This window comes from Maridesulfovibrio spiralis (SeqCode), assembly GCF_048571135.1.
GTDB lineage: Bacteria > Desulfobacterota > Desulfovibrionia > Desulfovibrionales > Desulfovibrionaceae > Maridesulfovibrio > Maridesulfovibrio spiralis.
Window position 1 is genome coordinate 1 of record NZ_CP182344.1, and the last position, 14,848, is coordinate 14,848.

The window sequence follows — 14,848 nt, forward strand, 5'->3', positions numbered from 1 at the left end:
CGAGGTCCAGCGCTGCTCTCTATATCCGTAAGACTCGAGCAAAAAAACTCTCGCCTAACGGCTTATAGGTATGAACCCATTCTCTGGACTCTCTTAGAACTTTTTATTGGGCTGCGCCGGCATGGATTGGGGTAGCGGGTAGTTTATGAAAATTTCTAGATACGGAAATAGAGGCTCCGGTGGCGGAGACAACAAATCTTCAGCCCGCTCTGCCATGTTCCGCAAAAAATTTGCGGTTGGGGACATTCTGCAAGGCAAGCTGCTCAAATGGTATAAGCCCAAGCTGGGATGGGTTATCATTCAGGATCTTGAATTGCTGGCCAACATTCAAACCAACGCAGCCCCCGACGACATCCTCACTTTTCACGTCCAACAGCTTTACCCGGACATCATCCTCAAGGAAATCAATCCCGATCACTTAACCGGTCAGGGAGCTTACATCAATCCTGCGGATGTTACACGAGAATTTATCAGCAACAGGGCTGCCTTTGAATCCAAGGCGAATCAAATTTTCAGAAAATTGGCTAATGAAAACATAAATGAAGCTGAAAATAGAAAAAGAAAATTTCTGGCTCTCCTAGAAGAAGATGTGAAAACCGCAGTCTTTTTTTTTAAAACACTCAAGTCCGCATCAAAGTTGAATTCCGTACTGCGCACAACGCGGCTCTACTACATGCCGTGGCTTGTTCCTTACGGCCTGAATCAGGAGATAGTACTTAAAACAAGGCTGGATAAAGAAAACACCGACAACTCATTCTACGAGCTTCTTTTCTCACTTGACCTACCGCCATCTATGCCTGCACGCTTCAAGATTATGTACAAAAAGCCACAATGCGGGTTCAAATTACTGGCTGACGATCCGCGCGTAAAAGCCCTTCTCGAAAACAAATTTAAAGAGAATTTTTCTGAATATCTGGGAACAGAACACATACCGCCCCACAATGCAGGCGGCGTTCTGGCAGAATTACTTATTTGATACGCTTCGAGCTCTCAGTGAATAGACTTAGCCTGCGGCGGAGAGGCAAATCCTCCTAATCATGTTCAACCTGAAAAGTAGCTACTTCTTCTTCGAGAATAGCGACAGAATTAGCCAGCTGCTCGGTGATAACCACAAATTCAGAAAGTGCATCCTTGGTCTGAATGGAGGTTTCGCTGAGCTGAATCATGGCCTTACTGATCTGCTCCGCTCCTTCACTCTGATTCTGCATACCTTCATTCACTGACTCAAAGCGCGGTGAGAGAGTCTGAACCTGATTTACCACACCGGAAATACCGTCACCAAGTACAGCCACGTTGCTAACGCCGGTTTCCACCTGTTTGCGAAACTTATCCATCTCCATAACCCCGGCAGATACCGCCGAAAGCATCTCAGCCACAATCTTTTCAATATCAAGGGTAGACATCGCGGTCTGGTCAGCAAGCTTGCGAATTTCACGGGCAACAACAGAAAACCCCTGTCCGAACTCACCGGCCTTTTCTGCCTCAATGGCTGCATTCAGTGACAGCAGGTTGATCTGCTCGGAAATCTTGGAAATTGATGTAACCACCGAACTGATATTTGCGGCCTTGGAGTTAATCACTGAAAGCTTGGAAAAGATACCACCGGAAGCATCCCGCATTGCATCCATAGTTGTTCCCATCTCATTCAAATCACGCACTCCCTGCGCGGCAAGATCGCCTGTAGAAACAGCTACAGTGGTCGATTCATTCATAGTGCGGGCCAACTCTTGGGAAGTTGCGGAGATCTCACGAGAGGAGCTGCCCAGTTCCTGAGTTGCTGCAGCCTGATTCTCTACAGCAGCCTCAAGCTGATTGATTGCTGTACCCAGCTTCAAGGCGGACCCGGTAACCTGATCCCCGGATCGCTGCACCTGACTTACCAACGAATTCAATGTCTGCAACATGGTGTGAATGGACTTAACCAAATGATCCACCTCATCAAAACGCTTCTCGCGTCCGGTCTCAAAAGAATCCACCACGCGCTTCAGATGGCCCTTGTCTGTAGCCATGGCAAATACCTTGCGGGCTTCGCGAAGATCACCCTTGGAAACATGATAGGCTACCTTGGATACACTGCGGATCGGCAGACATATTCTGCGGACTACATAATAAATAACACCGATAGTCAGCAGCAGAATGATAAAACTGATTGCGCCCTGCTTCAAGACCAGATCTTCAACCGGGCCATATATTTCACTCATGGGCACAGTAGACGCAACATACCAGCCGAGAGGCGGAAAAAAGCGAACATAGGACTGCCGTTCGACAATACTGCCGTCAGCCCGGCGCACCTTATAATCAAGGCGCCAGTCGCCCAGCTTACCGACCTCTTTCAAATCATGAATGAGTGTCTTTCCGGTATTAAGATTGATGGCTTTATCAAAATCAGGCCCAGACCCGAGAGGAGGCACTAATACTCTCTTTTCGTTGTCGAAGATAAAAAGACGTCCTGTCTCAGCAAGACGGATCTGGGAAAAACCTTTGCGCATTTCCTTAAGCAGATCTTTACGTTGCCTGTCGACCGCTGATTCAATGTCATCTACATATGTCCCTGTTCCGATCAACCAGTTCCATTTAGGGTAACCCTTTACATAAAGGATCTTGGAATTTGCGTCTGTTTCACCCAGCCGGGGCCACAAAAGATTAAGATATCCCCCGCCCTCACGGGTGGCCTTACGGATCATATCCGGACCGAAAGCATAGCCGTTTTTGTCCACCATCTTTGACAAGTCCCGACCTTCAATACTTCGTTCCGGATGTGCCAGAGCCAGCATCTTATCTGTATAAATAAAAAAATAATCGTTGTTGAAATATCTGGTTTTGCGGGCCAGTTTAAGAGCTGCTTCCTGAGCCTCTTTTTCAGTCAATTCACCAGATTTATATAAAGCATAACAACTATCAACCTGAGCAATAAAGATTGTCATTGCATCCTTGATTGCCTGTTTACGATCTTCAAAAGCATGCTTGCGGTAACGGTTCAGAGACTGATGCCCCTCCTGCAGATAAAGCATACCCATTCTGATTGTATTTCGAGCGGTGCGCCCTTGGGCCTCAATCATATCTTCTTCAAGAGTGGAGCTGGTAAAAATTAATGTAGCCAGCGTAGCAGCAACAACAACAGCTGCCACAATATATGAAATTCTAGTACTGATTGAGCGGAACATGAATTCTCCTTGAATATATAAATACCTGCAGACTCTTAAAATTAATATCCCATATTTACCGCTGCACCCTGTAGAGTCAAGCTTGTGCCGAAAATATCTGGCATAGAACCAAAAAAAAGGCCCTCCGTAAAACGGAGAGCCTTAAGAATCGACATAAATTGAAAGCTATGCAGGAGCAGGAACTGCTTCCGGTGCAACAGGAGTAAACCCTTTTTCTGCAGCCTTGCCGGGAAGAGATTCGAGAGAACGCTCTTCAAGGTAATCCACAGCATTAGCATGCAGGTATTTGAGGAATGCGTTGTTAAGCGCATGACCGGAGGCGTATACTTCGAAACGACCCTGCAGGGGCATTTCAAGAACAGCCATATCACCGATAAAATCAAGGATCTTGTGTCTTACAAATTCATCAGCGAAACGCAGACCGCCGTCGTTCAGGATACCGTAGTCATCAAGGACAACTGCGTTATCGAGAGAACCGCCCAGGGCAAGACCGTTGGCGTGCAGGTATTCTACCTCTTTCAGGAAACCGAAAGTTCTGGCTTTTGCCAGCTCATCCATGAAAACATCCGGGGTGATTTCCAAAGAGAGAGTCTGTTTACCGATCTGGGGATGTTCAAAATCAATAGTATAATCAACAGCAAAACCATCATGGGGGAAAGCCCTGACGTACTTGCCGTCCTGTTCGAAATTAAGTGACTTGCTGACAGCAAGAACCTTGCGGGGCTTGGAAAGGTCGCGAACACCCGCCTGACGAAGCAGGTATACGAAAGGTCCGGCACTGCCGTCCATGATGGGCAGTTCATTACCTCTTACTTCAACATGTATATTATCAATGCCCATTCCGCGCACAGCGGCAAGCAGATGTTCCACTGTGGAAACGGAATCCTGTCCATTACCGAGAGTGGTAGCAAGTCCGGTGGCTACAACCAGATTGGGATTGGGAGTAATAAAAGAGCTTCCAGAACCTGTGTGAAGTGAAAAAAGGATTCCGGTATCTTCTACTGCGGGTCGAAGCACAATTTCCACCTGTTTCCCGCTATGGAGCCCGATCCCCTTGCATCTTACTGTGTTCTGAATAGTTGTTTGTAGCATATAATCTCCTGTTGCCTTTCTTTAAAGCAAATATTATGCCACATAAAGACATTTGCTAAGCATCTGTTTTTATTGATATTTTAAAATATATTGTTCTTCTGCAACGTAACCAGTTGTATTTTTACAACAACCCTAAACATACAGTGTGGTTTTTTTACAACCATCCGGCAAAGCTATCTCTTTTTTGCCACTACTATGCGATCATGACCTGAAAGATCCTTATGAACCTCCACCCGACCAGAAAAAAACGAACATGATTCAAAAATATCCTGAGCCGCCTGCCCCTGAAGATAGCCGATCTCCATGAACACAGTCCCGCCCTTTTTCAGAGCTGCTCCGATTCTAGGTGCGCTCTTTTTAATATCTTCATCCCCATCAGGTCCGCTAACCAGTGCAGAGACTGGTTCAAAGGCAGCTACTTCCGGGCTAATTTCTGAAAGCTCAGCTTCGCAAAGATAAGGAGGATTAGCCAGCAGCAGGTCATAGTACCCGTCAGCCAGAATCGGCTCATTAAAATCAGCCCGCACAAACTGAACCCGATCCGCCACGCCATGAAACCGCGCATTCTGCTGCGCAATGGCCAAGGCATCGGCACTCAAATCAACAGCTACGCCACGGGCTTTGGGGAAAAGTTTAGCCACTGTGACCGCCAGAATTCCCGACCCGGTCCCGAAATCAGCAAAGAAAAATCCATCGTCCGCAGCATACAAATCCTGCACCTTTTCGACAATCTCTTCTGTCTCAGGACGCGGAATCAAAACACCGGGACCGACTTTGAAATCAATACCGTAAAATTCCTTTACGCCGAGAATGTAGGCCGCAGGTTCGCCGGAAGCGCGGCGTTTCACCAGCTCATCAAATTCGGAAATAAGTTTCGGCTCAACAGCACTGCCCTGCTCCGTGATCAACTGAATCCGGCTTAAGTTAAAAACCTTTTCCGCAAACAACTGCGCAGACAAAGCAGGGGAATCAACCCCTGATTCACGCAAAGTAGCTGTAGCTGCGGCGAGAACATCTTTGAGTTTTAAATCAGCCAAAATCAATCTCCAAAAATCAAAAAACGGGATATTAAGAAATATCCCGTTCCGATTAAATCTAATCAGCGAAGCATAACAAAAGGGTTTACGGCCCCCGCAAGATCGCCGAAGTCTAGTCCTGAGCCTGTTGTTTCAGGGCTTCAGACTGGTAGTGACCGACAAGAGAATCGACAACTTCGTTCATATCCCCTTCCATTACAGCATCAAGCTTGTAGAGAGTCAGGTTGATACGGTGATCAGTCACCCTTCCCTGTGGAAAGTTGTAGGTACGAATACGTTCGGAACGGTCACCGGACCCGACCTGTGCGCGACGCTGTTCAGCCATTTCCGCATGCTGTTTGTCCTGCTCTGCCTGTAACAGACGGGAACAGAGAACCTTCATAGCCTTGGCTTTGTTCTTGTGCTGGGATTTTTCATCCTGACAGATAACAACCAGCCCGGTGGGAAGGTGAGTGATACGGATAGCGGAGTCAGTGGTGTTAACGGACTGACCGCCGGGACCGGAAGCACGGAACACGTCGATACGCAAATCTTCGTTACGGACCTGAACGTCGACTTCTTCAGCTTCAGGCATAATCGCAACAGTCGCTGCGGAAGTATGAATGCGGCCCTGAGTTTCAGTAGCGGGAACGCGCTGAACACGGTGGGTACCGGACTCGTACTTCATTTTGGAGTAAATACGGCTACCACTGATGGCAGCAATGATTTCCTTGAAACCGCCTGTTCCGGTGGGGTTGGAGTTCATGACATCAACCTTCCAACCGTTGGATTCCGCAAAACGGGAATACATGCGGAAAAGGTCAGCCGCAAAAAGAGCCGCTTCTTCACCGCCGGTACCGGCACGGATTTCAAGGATGATGTTCTTGCCGTCCATGGGATCTTTGGGCAGCAGCAGAAGCTTAAGCTCTTCCTCAAGCTTAGGCAGGCGAGCCTTGATTTCAGCAATTTCCATCTCGGCCATTTCGCGGATTTCGGGATCAGAATCCTTAGCCATTTCCTTGTTATCTTCAAGGTCGGCAGACAGCTGTTTGTACTCGCGAAAAGCGGTCACAACTTCGCCGAGTTCGGCATGGGCCATGGTTACTTTGCGGTAACGATCCTGATTATTGTAAACTTCCGGGTCTGCAAGCTCCTGCTCCAGATCCATGAAAGAACGTTCGATCCCTTCCAATTTGGCAAACATCAGCTGTTTCCTCCATCAGCATCAACATCGGCAGCAACCGCGGAATTAAGTGCCGCCAGAGCAACTTCAATCTGCTCTTCGTCCGGCTCGCGGGTAGTCAACAGCTGCATTCCCATTCCTGGCAGGCAGGCGGCCTTGCACAGGGCCTTGTCCTCGTGTTTTGCGGAAGCCTTGATCATCTCATAGGCTACAGCAGAAACCGGAGCCATCAGCAGCAGCTTGATACCGACTATATATAAATGTTTAAGCACGAACCCTTGCGGTGCCCAGATAGCAACAATCATGGGGACCAGCACAGTGAAAAGCAGGATACTCACCACCAATACGAACAGCAGAAAAGCTGTTCCGCAGCGGGGATGGAGCCTGCTGAATTTTTTGATCTCGCATACATTGAGGTCGCCCCCGGCTTCATAGGCCCAGATGGCTTTATGCTCTGCCCCGTGATATTCGAACACGCGTTTAATATCCGGCACAAATGAAATGGAAACAATGTAACCGATAAACATAAGCATCTTAAAAAAACCATCCCAGACATGAAAACTCAATGAGTCTACACCGCCGGAATAGCCCCACCACTTCATGGCTACTGAAAAAAAGTGTGGCAACACAACAAAAAGGCCCAGCGCTGCGCCCAGTGCGATGACCATGGTCAGCACAAGGTGAAATGTGGTCAGTTCGCCGTCTTCCTCTTCATCAAGAGCCTGTGTAGCGGAATAGTTCAGAGCCTTAACACCGTTGACCATGGTCTCCATAAAAATAGGAAAACCGCGCAGAAAAGGCTTTTTCATAAACGCGGGTGTCAAAGAAAACCAGGGTCTGAGTTCAACTTTGATTTCACCGTCAGGACGACGGACAGCAATGGCAAGATTGTCCTTTGCGCGCATCATAACGCCTTCGATAACAGCCTGTCCGCCAACTGATTTAGCTGCGGACATCAGAAGAGATAATTTCAAATCCGTTTCCTCACTGAAAAAGCCTTACGGCCAGTAAAATAATAATGCTTCTCAGTAGAATAATCATTAACAGCCGTCAAGCAAGACTGAAATTGAATATCATTACGAAAAATACAGCGGGGAGGGATTTGAAATGTCCCACCCGGCTACGATGCAGGACTTTAAATATTAAAAAAAGGACATGCCTCTACCGTATAATACGGCAGAGGCATGTTCACGCGGCAAAACCGCAGAAATATGAGCTAGTTGCCCTTAACTTTGTCGGCTGCGCTGAAGTTACCGAACTTCTTCTTGAAGCGATCGATACGACCAGCGGTATCAACGAAGCGCTGCTTACCGGTGTAGAAAGGGTGGCAGTTGGAACAAATTTCAGTGCTCACCTCTTCACCCATGGTAGAGTAAAGCTCAGACTCATAACCGCAGTGACAGCGGACAGTTGCTTTATAAAGCTTAGGATGGATATCTTTTCTCATGATTTTCTCCTGTTTTGTTAACCGTGAAAACAAGGCCAAGTACACCTGCGCTTAATAATATGCAAGCTTTTTTTGCCCAGTTCCGCAATTTTTGGTGCAATAAGTTAACAGGCTCGCCGGACTTCCGTCAAGCGACCGGGTTGAGCAGACAACCAGATGCCTACTGACAATTCAGCTATCAAGCCGGGTGAACATACTTTACCCATTTAATCTTAATAACCGGACCGTCAACAGTCACCTATCTACCAAACTCGAACAAAAAAGGCGGGATCGCGAGGATCCCGCCCAAATATCTGAAAGCCGTCTGGAACTAAACGCAGCCAGTAGGCTTGGGCAGACCAGCCATCTTACAAGCTCCCTTACCGGGACCGGAGGGGAACAGTTCGTAGATGTGCTTCAGTTTGAAACCAGTTACTTTAGAGAGGATACGCACCATAGGAGCGATACCGTTCTTCTTGTAGTAGTCCTGCAGGAAGTCGATAACTTTCTGGTGTTCTTCGTTGAGTTCTTTGATGCCTTCGGACTCTTTGCAGAAGTCAACCCACTCAGGGCACCAGTCTTCAAACTTCAGGAGGAAACCGTCTTCATCAACGTCAAAGCTCTTGCCCATGAATTCTACGATAGCCATAATAATACTCCTAGGAATATATATATTTATTACTTTAGGTCCAGACCGTGTCGAACCTGCCATATCCAAAAACAGCGATCCGCTGTTTCACGACTATTTTGGAGCACAAAACGTCACGCGTTTTTTGCTTAAATTGAGATAAGCCTTTAACCGCGTTCTTGTCAATCAAGTTCTTAACAGAACTACTCAAAACAGAAACTTATTTGTCGAGTAATTCCTGTAAGTGGGGTTGCGCATACTCGAGGGAAGGATCGAGTTCAAGAGCAGTTGTCAGATACTCGATAGCTTCGTCATCTTCACCCATGAATTTATGACACAAGCCAAGATTGGCAAGGTCTGAAGCTGATCCGCTGTCGAGTGCAAGAGCTGCTTTGAAATCCACAGCAGCCAGCGCGTAATCTTTGGCCTTGAACTTGGCCACACCGCGCAGGTTGAAATACTCTTTGGCCTCGTCATCAAGCTCAATAGCCCGGTCGAGAAAAGGAATTGTTTCCGGCCAGCGCTCTTCGAGAGACAGCGCATAGGCGGTATAGAAAGCGGAAAGCGCCTTCTCTTCATCCGCGGGCTGAACGTCAACCGCAATGCTGAACATATCAACAGCGCGGGAAGTATCACCGCCACGCAGAGCGAGCATGCCTTCAAAGAAAGGAATGAAGTAAGGCCCGTCGTAAATGTCGGAGATCACGTCCAGTCCGTCCCCGGCGATGTCGAGAGCCACTTTCTCAGAGAGAATGCGACCGACAAAGAGACCGAGGCTGGCGTGCGGGGTACGCTCGCGGAATTGGAACCCGGGTACGAAGTTGTAATTTGCGGAAACGCCCAATTCAGGGTGGGTGGTATCCACAGTGTACAGTGTGTACCCCTTTTCTTCGAGCTGTGCTGCAAAGGTCTTCAGTTCGTCATAAATATCATCACTTTCAACAGACGGCAGGGAATTCATTTTCACGCACTGCCCTGCTCCGAGCCAACCGGTCTGTTCGATCTCGGTGAACTTGGGCAGCCCGGAAGCTTCGTAAACACGTCCGGTTTCAAAGTCTCCGGCAAGCTGCGCGACTTCGGTAAAGGCACGGATTGCAGCCTTGCACGGGGAGGCGGATGTACCGGCGGTGAAAACGATCTCACTCATGCCCGGAAATGTCGCGGGGTCCCAAGCGGTAACCGCAACGGTGGGCAGAGGCATGCCAAAAGAAAAGTCATTGATGATGTATTTGATGTCATTGTCATCAAAACATTTGCAAAGATCAGCAAGCACTTCGTCTTCGCAGGAAGCAGGATCAATAACCGGAACTTCAGGACGATCGCGGTCGATCACTGCACAGACGTGCCTTTCAACCAGCTCACTCGCTCCCTGAAGAATTGACTCTTCGGGGGAATTACCTGCGGAAGATCCGTTGAACTCGTTAAGAATCTTGAACCAATCCAGCGGCACATATTCTTCTTCCCCGGTGAGAACATTCAGTGCGGGATAGAAATGCCAACGTACCAGATCGAGAATAACCCGTGCCTTGCCGGGGTCCATTTCTTCGCCCACGGACTGCAGGATTTTCTCGATGGAAATAACTTTACCGGGCCAGAGTTCTTCTGCTTCGCTGTACGTAGCAAGGGTGAAATTCTCAGGCTTGGACCAGAAGCTGAAAAAGCTGAACCTTTCCACCAGCTCCATTAGTGCGGAAGCTTCGGCCTGCGCGACCGAGGCCCCCTTACCCATCTGCTTACGGGTGGGCATAACTTCACGGGCACTATCGCCGCATTCACTGATGAATACGGGGATACCGAGGCGTCCGGTGTCAACTTTACGGGTGCATTTCAGCACACCGTTGCACTTTTCATCCAGCAACGCTTTTACACGGCTGACGGTCTCCTCCGGGCTGACCGCTTTATCCTGATCCTTGGAGTAAACTTTGGGGCAAGATTTAAGTTCAAGCATTATTTAACCCCCATGCGGACCAGAGAAACGATGGATTTACCTTCACCGGGACCACCGGCAACAGTCGCTTCCTGACGCATCAGGCGATAGCTGTCTTTGGTCTGCTCGAAAAATTTCTTACCGCCGCGTTTTTTATCCATAGCCAGCAGTACTTCGGAACCCTTGGTATCCGCCAGATGCTTGGCAATGAAGCCGGGCAGCGATTCAGCAACATCGTCGCGGTGCAGTATCTCGCAACCTAGAATGTAGTTAAATTTATCTTCAAGGTCGGTCTCGGCAAAATCAACCTTGCGCATGCTGATCTTATCATCAAGCTTGTTGCGGCAGACATTCAAACGAGCAAACAGCAAAGCATCATCGTCAGTATCAGCGAGTACGACTTCGTAACCACGGCTCGCAGCAACCATGCCGCAAAGTCCGCCGTCAGTGCCTACTTCCAGAAATTTAGCACCTTCGGCTGCCTTGAATTTCAAAGCATAAAAACCGAGCACAAGGGAGGAAGGCCATATTTTAGCCCACAGAGGCAGATCAATCTTCTTTCCGCCTCTGGCTTTGTTCACAAGCTTATCGAGATAGGCGGGCATATCCGCAATCTGCGCCAGTTCAAAAATCTGATCGCCTACTTTGACTTCTTCAAACTGAATTGCACCAAACTTGTTGCGGGCAGCCGCAAGCAGCTCATCAAAAGTCGCAGCGGGTTTCAACGCTATATTTTTCAAGGAGACCTCCTGAAGGACTATTTGAAATTCGATTCATCCTGCCGGGCAGGTGAAGACTGGTTTTTATGAAATATAATTTCCGCGAAGAAAGAGGAGTAATCATTAACCTGCAACGGGTCAACAGCTGAATCTCAAGCTTTAATACAGATAATGAAGCTAAGAGCGGACTTCTGACGACAACAGGTATAGAGTTGCTTAAAATCCCCGGCCGACTTTATCCCAAAGTTCCCGGTAGGTCCGGGCAATCTCGGTGTAATGGCTGATCATCTGCGGCGGCAGGGCTGTCTGGGATTCACCACATATGAACATGCAGGCAAGAGCCAATTTTGCACGTATAAAGTCCCCGCTCTCCCGACGCCTTTGGACTGATCCGGACAAACCATTTACCAGGTCGAGCACTTCCTGCGCCCGAGCTTTTGCACTGTGTTTTTCATTAACCAGCCGCTCGCCTTCGCGCGCAATCTCTAAAAGTTTTTTCTCATCACAGAGCATTTCACGCGCGATTTCGGCTGCATGCTGCGCATTACCCCGCTCATATGTAGGCAGGATGTTTTCACCGGGAGTAAACAGATCATAAAGACCGTTGTCGCAATCTTCGGTCAACACAGCAGCTCCGCAGGCAGCTGTTTCAAAAGTACGGAAATTCAATTCCCCGGCAGCAGACTGGTTCAGAATTATCTTTGAACGGGCAAAAAGAGGCTGATAAGCACCCTGCTTCACGAGAATAGGACAAAACCTGGCAAATTTATCCAGAAACTGCTTTCGCGGAAGGTTCTGCTTATTCCCCACAGTGCCGACAAAACAGACCGGAATCTCCCGGCTAGTAGAGTCATTAAAGGCCCTTCTTTCATTATAAAAAAGCGGAAACCACTCATTCCTCTTGGGGTAATCGCCCTCATGGAAAAGCGGCACAGCATTCTTCTGCGCAACCAATGAACAGTCAAAGCCATATGAATACGGCACATGCCACGGGTTACAATAAGTATCGATAAAAAAACCTACGGTGGGACACTCAAGGGCTTCCAAGCCCCAGACACGCGGAATATTTCCTACGTCATGCCAGAACACGAAATCAGGCTGGAATGAATATTTTTCGAAAAGAGAAATCAGATCGCGGTAAAACAGCGGACGGTTGACCTGCAGAAAATGATCCCCTTCATCGGGGGTACTGCTCCAACGGACAAGAAAGACCTCGTGCCCCAGTTCCTTAAATGCAGATGCCAAAAAATCGGATTCAAGTGCTAAAATTTTCATATCACATACCTTGCACATTGCGGCCGCAAGCCTGCCGCTGATAAATAAAAACCCAGCATTGAAAAGACACTCACTGATTTTCCAATTCTATGGCCCAGAAAAGGGACCGGCCCAGCCAGCCCCCTTAACCCTCAAAAATTAATTTGGCATTTCAACTTTTTTAAGGCTGATTTTCTTTTCGCCTTTGTAGGTTCTGTAAATTGAACCGTTATCGGTAATCCAGACTTTAACGCTGTTTCCGATTTTGATGGTGTCACCATCAATCTTGCCCCACATCCACTGCGCACCTTTACTGCCTTTTTTCCAGCGCGCATAGATTCCGTAGCGCCCATCCTTCTCGACCAAAGCATACGCAAATTTTCTTGCTTTAAAGAATCCGACCAAACCCGGATTAGGGGCACTGACAACCTCAACCACAGCTTTATCAGGAATCGGGGTGGCAACATCCTCTGCTGTAATTTCAAACGCAAAACATGTACCTGCAGACATCAGAATGAAGGCAAGTACGACCATTAGAACCGACAATCTATAAACTTTCATACAATTCCCCTGTTATTAATTGCAAAATAACATACAGACCATATTGTAGGTTTGCAATCAAAACATGAGATACTTCAATGAAAACAAAGGGCAAAAAAATCCGACCATCAGATACGGTCAGAAAGCGGAATGGATTGCGGAATCTTAAAGGCAACCGAATTCTCATGCGGAAAAGGTCGTACAGTTCAATTATATCTCAAAAAATCAGAACTCTGCTTAAAAGAAACGGACCGCCCTGTAAAGGACGGTCCGTATAAATTCTGGAGCGGGAAACGAGATTTGAACTCGCGACCTCAACCTTGGGAAGGTTGCACTCTACCACTGAGTTATTCCCGCTGAAATATCTATGAGTTACATAAAAGAAACGGACCGCCCTGTAAAGAACGGTCCGTATAAATTCTGGAGCGGGAAACGAGATTTGAACTCGCGACTCCAACCTTGGCAAGGTTGTACTCTACCACTGAGTTATTCCCGCGGTTTGGAGGCGACATCCAGATTTGAACTGGAGAATGGAGGTTTTGCAGACCTCTGCCTTACCACTTGGCCATGTCGCCTAATTGAGTGCAATGTAAGCAACTCAACTGAAAAGAGTTGGACCGACGATTAGATCGGTCCGGAAAATTCTGGAGCGGGAAACGAGATTTGAACTCGCGACTCCAACCTTGGCAAGGTTGTACTCTACCACTGAGTTATTCCCGCTGAAGCGTAGCTAGCTACGGAAAAGAATTGGACCGACCTATCTTGATCGGCCCGGAAAAATATGGAGCGGGAAACGAGATTTGAACTCGCGACTCCAACCTTGGCAAGGTTGTACTCTACCACTGAGTTATTCCCGCAGGATATATACCTTCGAAGTGGATCGAAGAACGGGCCGGCCGATTTCGGTCGGCCCGATTTTTAACATGGAGCGGGAAACGAGATTTGAACTCGCGACTCCAACCTTGGCAAGGTTGTACTCTACCACTGAGTTATTCCCGCGAAATGGAGGCGGCATCCAGATTTGAACTGGAGAATGGAGGTTTTGCAGACCTCTGCCTTACCACTTGGCTATGCCGCCATTTTTTTTGGAGCGGGAAACGAGATTTGAACTCGCGACTCCAACCTTGGCAAGGTTGTACTCTACCACTGAGTTATTCCCGCTCACGAAAAGCGAAGCAGTTTTTAACTTTATGTACGAAAACTGTCAACACTTTTTTTAAAATTATTAAATTTCTTGTTTCACTCAACGTATTCAACAGCAAACTAAAATGGTCAATCATTTTGCTTACTTTTGACCCGAAAAGCCAAACAACTATTTTCAAAGAACCGACTTCTGCGTCGTTGAAAGAGTGTTTAGGGCAGGCAAAAACTTTTGTCAACCGTTTTAAATTTTTATTTTTTTATTTTTTTTTATCATGCCCTTTACTTCTATGCCTACTTTAGGCTAATACCATTCATCTTAAAATATGTTGGAGTTGTTTAGGAAAACTCGTAACCCCACCTCCTATACACAAAGAGAGGTTATCAATATGGAACAGAAAGATATTGAATACTTCCGCGAAACCCTGAACAAGATGCTTGATGACATCCTTCAGAAGGGTCAGGAAACCATCGAAGACATGACTGAATCCGGGGAAACATATGCTGACCCCGCAGACCGTGCAACCGCTGAGTCCGACCGTGCCTTCACTCTCAGACTCAGAGACAGGGAACGCAAACTTATTAAAAAAATTCAGAAGGCCATCCAGCGTATTGATGACGGTGACTTCGGTGTATGCCATGCATGCGGCGACGACATCTCCGTACCCAGGCTCAAGGCCCGCCCGGTAACCACCCTCTGTATCGCCTGCAAAAGCAAGCAGGAAGAAGAGGAACAAAACCGCGGAGACTAAGTCCGGA

At 47.7% G+C, this 14,848-nt stretch carries 13 protein-coding genes and 8 tRNA genes; 2 read left to right on the forward strand and 19 right to left on the reverse strand.

All coding sequences use genetic code 11. The features are described 5' to 3' along the window. The first annotated feature begins 145 nt into the window (after positions 1 to 145). Positions 146 to 976 carry a hypothetical protein gene (locus tag ACNI29_RS00005; protein WP_419780157.1) on the forward strand — a complete coding sequence of 277 codons (831 nt, stop codon included), beginning with the start codon at positions 146 to 148 and terminating at the stop codon, positions 974 to 976. A 55-nt stretch (positions 977 to 1,031) separates the two neighbouring features. Here ACNI29_RS00005 and ACNI29_RS00010 read toward each other — a convergent pair whose 3' ends face one another. The 19 genes from ACNI29_RS00010 to ACNI29_RS00100 form a co-directional block, all read right to left on the reverse strand. Beyond that, entirely contained in the window at positions 1,032 to 3,164 is a 2,133-nt protein-coding gene (locus ACNI29_RS00010; protein ID WP_419780158.1) for a methyl-accepting chemotaxis protein, read from the reverse strand. A gap of 165 nt (positions 3,165 to 3,329) precedes the next feature. Next, positions 3,330 to 4,256: a UDP-3-O-acyl-N-acetylglucosamine deacetylase gene (lpxC, locus tag ACNI29_RS00015; protein ID WP_419780159.1), complete on the reverse strand. Its 927-nt coding sequence runs from the start codon at positions 4,254 to 4,256 to the stop codon at positions 3,330 to 3,332. A gap of 173 nt (positions 4,257 to 4,429) precedes the next feature. After that, positions 4,430 to 5,293, reverse strand: coding sequence for a peptide chain release factor N(5)-glutamine methyltransferase (gene prmC / locus ACNI29_RS00020; protein WP_419780160.1), 864 nt, complete (start codon positions 5,291 to 5,293; stop codon positions 4,430 to 4,432). 112 nt (positions 5,294 to 5,405) lie between these two features. After that, positions 5,406 to 6,476 carry a peptide chain release factor 1 gene (gene prfA, locus ACNI29_RS00025; protein WP_419780161.1) on the reverse strand — a complete coding sequence of 357 codons (1,071 nt, stop codon included), beginning with the start codon at positions 6,474 to 6,476 and terminating at the stop codon, positions 5,406 to 5,408. Next, a complete protein-coding gene (locus ACNI29_RS00030; RefSeq protein ID WP_419782126.1) occupies positions 6,476 to 7,411 on the reverse strand; it encodes a DUF1385 domain-containing protein in 936 nt (311 codons plus the stop codon). Before ACNI29_RS00030 ends, prfA begins: the two co-directional genes overlap by 1 nt. 260 nt (positions 7,412 to 7,671) lie before the next feature. After that, positions 7,672 to 7,902, reverse strand: a complete 231-nt coding sequence (rpmE, locus tag ACNI29_RS00035) for a 50S ribosomal protein L31 (protein WP_419780162.1) — start codon at positions 7,900 to 7,902, stop codon at positions 7,672 to 7,674. Between the two features lie 310 nt (positions 7,903 to 8,212). Further along, on the reverse strand, positions 8,213 to 8,530 hold the full coding sequence (locus tag ACNI29_RS00040; RefSeq protein ID WP_163349165.1) for a TusE/DsrC/DsvC family sulfur relay protein: 318 nt from the start codon (positions 8,528 to 8,530) through the stop codon (positions 8,213 to 8,215). Between the two features lie 199 nt (positions 8,531 to 8,729). Continuing rightward, positions 8,730 to 10,457, reverse strand: coding sequence for a YcaO-like family protein (locus tag ACNI29_RS00045; protein ID WP_419780163.1), 1,728 nt, complete (start codon positions 10,455 to 10,457; stop codon positions 8,730 to 8,732). Then, on the reverse strand, positions 10,457 to 11,176 hold the full coding sequence (locus tag ACNI29_RS00050) for a class I SAM-dependent methyltransferase (protein ID WP_419780164.1): 720 nt from the start codon (positions 11,174 to 11,176) through the stop codon (positions 10,457 to 10,459). The genes ACNI29_RS00045 and ACNI29_RS00050 overlap by 1 nt, the downstream gene beginning before the upstream one ends. A 195-nt stretch (positions 11,177 to 11,371) precedes the next feature. Then, on the reverse strand, positions 11,372 to 12,430 hold the full coding sequence (locus ACNI29_RS00055) for a glycosyltransferase family protein (protein ID WP_419780165.1): 1,059 nt from the start codon (positions 12,428 to 12,430) through the stop codon (positions 11,372 to 11,374). A gap of 138 nt (positions 12,431 to 12,568) precedes the next feature. Continuing rightward, the gene (locus ACNI29_RS00060; RefSeq protein ID WP_419780166.1) at positions 12,569 to 12,970 is read right to left on the reverse strand and encodes a hypothetical protein; all 402 of its coding nucleotides are present in this window, start codon (positions 12,968 to 12,970) and stop codon (positions 12,569 to 12,571) included. Positions 12,971 to 13,231: 261 nt separating this feature from the next. After that, positions 13,232 to 13,306 (reverse strand) — tRNA-Gly (locus tag ACNI29_RS00065). 64 nt (positions 13,307 to 13,370) lie between these two features. Next, positions 13,371 to 13,445: transfer RNA gene (locus ACNI29_RS00070), tRNA-Gly, on the reverse strand. Positions 13,446 to 13,449: 4 nt separating this feature from the next. Next, positions 13,450 to 13,524, reverse strand: a tRNA-Cys gene (locus tag ACNI29_RS00075). A gap of 70 nt (positions 13,525 to 13,594) precedes the next feature. Further along, positions 13,595 to 13,669: transfer RNA gene (locus ACNI29_RS00080), tRNA-Gly, on the reverse strand. A gap of 62 nt (positions 13,670 to 13,731) precedes the next feature. Continuing rightward, a tRNA-Gly gene (locus ACNI29_RS00085) sits at positions 13,732 to 13,806 on the reverse strand. Positions 13,807 to 13,873: 67 nt separating this feature from the next. Then, a tRNA-Gly gene (locus ACNI29_RS00090) sits at positions 13,874 to 13,948 on the reverse strand. A gap of 4 nt (positions 13,949 to 13,952) precedes the next feature. Then, positions 13,953 to 14,027: transfer RNA gene (locus ACNI29_RS00095), tRNA-Cys, on the reverse strand. An 8-nt stretch (positions 14,028 to 14,035) separates the two neighbouring features. Next, positions 14,036 to 14,110: transfer RNA gene (locus tag ACNI29_RS00100), tRNA-Gly, on the reverse strand. Between the two features lie 368 nt (positions 14,111 to 14,478). Here ACNI29_RS00100 and dksA point away from each other — a divergent pair. Beyond that, entirely contained in the window at positions 14,479 to 14,841 is a 363-nt protein-coding gene (gene dksA / locus ACNI29_RS00105) for an RNA polymerase-binding protein DksA (RefSeq protein ID WP_015852483.1), read from the forward strand. Positions 14,842 to 14,848 lie beyond the last annotated feature (7 nt).